The 2,517-nt window shown below is 64.3% G+C and carries 6 protein-coding genes; all 6 read left to right on the top strand.

Translation table 11 applies throughout. The features are described from left to right. A partial coding sequence (locus ACMO6A_RS04345) for a hypothetical protein (RefSeq protein WP_418470832.1) occupies nt 1–434 on the top strand: 434 nt, incomplete at its 5' end. Between the two features lie 147 nt (nt 435–581). Then, complete coding sequence (locus tag ACMO6A_RS04340; RefSeq protein ID WP_009306950.1) at nt 582–881, top strand: hypothetical protein; 300 nt, start codon at nt 582–584, stop codon at nt 879–881. A 183-nt stretch (nt 882–1,064) separates the two neighbouring features. After that, nucleotides 1,065–1,310: a VF530 family DNA-binding protein gene (locus ACMO6A_RS04335; RefSeq protein ID WP_009306949.1), complete on the top strand. Its 246-nt coding sequence runs from the start codon at nt 1,065–1,067 to the stop codon at nt 1,308–1,310. Nucleotides 1,311–1,410: 100 nt separating this feature from the next. Then, nucleotides 1,411–1,893 (top strand): hypothetical protein, encoded by a 483-nt coding sequence (locus ACMO6A_RS04330; protein ID WP_009306948.1) that lies wholly within the window; start codon nt 1,411–1,413, stop codon nt 1,891–1,893. 9 nt (nt 1,894–1,902) lie between these two features. Next, entirely contained in the window at nt 1,903–2,118 is a 216-nt protein-coding gene (locus ACMO6A_RS04325; RefSeq protein WP_009306947.1) for a helix-turn-helix domain-containing protein, read from the top strand. 68 nt (nt 2,119–2,186) lie between these two features. Beyond that, nucleotides 2,187–2,517 (top strand): response regulator transcription factor (locus ACMO6A_RS04320; RefSeq protein WP_418470831.1); only part of this gene is annotated, 331 nt, incomplete at its 3' end.

The following is a 2,517-nucleotide window of genomic DNA, read 5'->3' as shown; positions in this document are numbered from 1 at the left end:
GGGGGGCGTGGTATGGTGGGGGCATGGACGATCGGATGCAAGATATCGGAGATGCGAAGCCGCGCATGTCGAAGCGGCGGCGCTTCATCGTGGTCGGGCGCTGGGCGCTGGCCGCGGCATGGGCGGCGGTCGTGTACTTCGGGCCCGCCGTGAGCGCGCCTTCGGCAGTGGCGTACTTCGTCGAGTTCGCGGTGCTCGGCTTCCTGCTGGCGAACGCGCTGTGGCAGCATATGGGACTGCTCACCGCCTGCGCAGCGGCCGTCCTGATCACGTGCATGCTGGGCATCGCCGACGGAGCGGTGTCGCTCATGGTTCCCGACCACCCCTTCAGCTTCTTCGATTGGCTCGTGGGCGCGGGAGGCGCGCTGGCGGGCGGCATCGTGGCCCATCCCGCCCTGCGCCTCATCGACAGCTTCGTCTCGTCCGATCTTTAATTTCGGCCTCGATCCGAGCAAACGCTTTCCAACCGAACGTTACAGCTGCGACTCGCCTCGCCCACGCCGCGCGCCCGCCCGCTGCGCCGACGCGCCCGAAGCGTAAGGTGCCGAGCGGAAGGACAAGCCAAGCAGAAGGAGGCAGCCATGAACGCGAAAGAAGGAAGCGCCCGTCCCGCAGCCCTCGGCCGGGGGCTGGACACCCTCATGGGAAACGAGGAGGAGCGCGACGCGCCCTCAGCGGCGGAAACGCCGGATGGGCCGGAGGGGCCGCATCGACCCGCGACGCCGGACGCCCGGCGATGCCAAGACCCCGAGCATGCCCACGGGAAGAGCGCAGGGCTCGTCGGCGGGCTCATAGCCGGTGGAGCGGCGGGCGCCGTCGCCGTGGCGGCGTTCACGCTCCTCGGCGTGCGCGCGGTGCTGGCGATGGGGCGCCGTCGGTAAACGCAAACAGAGAAAGGCGTATCTTCGCTCCAAAAACACGCTTCGTCCGCTGGGGCGTGTTTTTGGAGCGAAGATACGCCTGATTTTGCACGATGTTTCGCTGATTGCGGTCGTTTCCGGCGGGAAACGCCGCGCACATGCGTCATCATGGAGCGCACACGTTTCGAGGAACACGGAGAGCCCATGCCCGACAACCCCGCAGATCGGCAGCATCCCAACGACCCGCTGCACGGCATCACGCTGGAGACGATGCTCAAGCAGCTGGTGAACAAGTACGGCTGGGACGGCCTGGCCAAGCGCATCAGGATCAACTGCTTCAAGAAGAACCCGAACTTCAAGAGCTCGCTCACGTTCCTGCGCAAGACCCCGTGGGCGCGCAGCAAAGTGGAGGAGCTGTACAAGAACTCGAGGTTCTGGGTGGATCTGTAGATCGACCGGCTGCATGTTTTGACGTAAAACGTCATATTCATATCATTTTGTGTCATGTTTCGGCGTATACTGGGAGCCATCCGATAGCGAGGAGACCCCTATGGACAAGACGCGCGCCAAGATCAAGTCGACCAGCATGACCGCATTCGTCGCGATCCTCGCCATCGCGCTGCTGTTCGGCATTCAGACGTCGATCAATATCTTCGACTGGCTGACGACCGGTGAAGCGCTGTCGAACCCCGACTCCGTGCGCCACGGCATGGGATTGCTCGGGGACGGGCTTCTCGTCGCGTTGGCCGTGTACGTCGCTCTCGTCTTTCTGCGCATCAATCGCGAGGAGACGCCGTTCTTCGCAAACCTGCCGCGCAAGATCAAAGCGGTGGCCGTGCTCCTTTTCGCGACGCTCGCGGTGCCGAAGTGGCTGTACTGGGCAGTCGTCAGCATCCAAACCGGAACGCTGTCCGGCGCTCTCGTGGACGAATCGGTCATGTTCGCCTTCATGCTGGCCGCCATCGTGTTCTGCCTCGGGCAGATCATCGAGTACGGCTATCTCGTCCAAGACGAGAACTTCGAGATCATCTAGGAGGGCAGCATGGCTATCGTGCTGCGCCTCGATCGGATGATGGCCGATCGCAAGGTTTCCCTGGGAGAGCTGGCCGAGAAGGTGGGTATAGCCGACGGCAATCTGTCGAAGCTGAAGAACGGCAAGGTCAGCGGGGTGCGCTTCAAAACGCTCAACGCCATCTGCAAGGAGCTGGACTGCCAACCCGGCGACATCCTGGAGTTCGTCGACGACGAAGAAGGCTGATCCTCCCCTCCCCTTTCCCGCGTTTTCTGCTACCGTGGAGACGATGCACCCGAAGGGAAGGACGCCCCATGCGCATGTTGCTCGTCGAAGACGACGCGGCCATCGTCGCCAGCTTGACGGACCTGCTGCGATCGGAAGGATACGAGACGCGCTGTGCCGACGGCCAGGACGCGGCCGTCGAGTTGCTGCGCAGCGAACGTTTCGACCTGGCGCTGGTGGACGTGGCGCTCGCCCAGGGCAACGGGTTCGCCGTGTGCGCGGCGGCCAAGGCGTGCGACCCGGCTCCCGCCGTCATCTTCCTCACGGCCTCCGACGACGAGTTCAGCACCGTGGCCGGCCTCGACATGGGCGCCGACGACTACATCGCCAAGCCCTTCCGCGCCCGCGAGCTGCTCTCGC

It is taken from the genome of Eggerthella sp. (assembly GCF_048329335.1).
Classification (GTDB): Bacteria; Actinomycetota; Coriobacteriia; order Coriobacteriales; family Eggerthellaceae; genus Eggerthella; species Eggerthella lenta.
The sequence above is the reverse complement of the archived record's forward strand: the minus strand, read 5'-3'. Positions and strand labels throughout refer to the sequence as shown.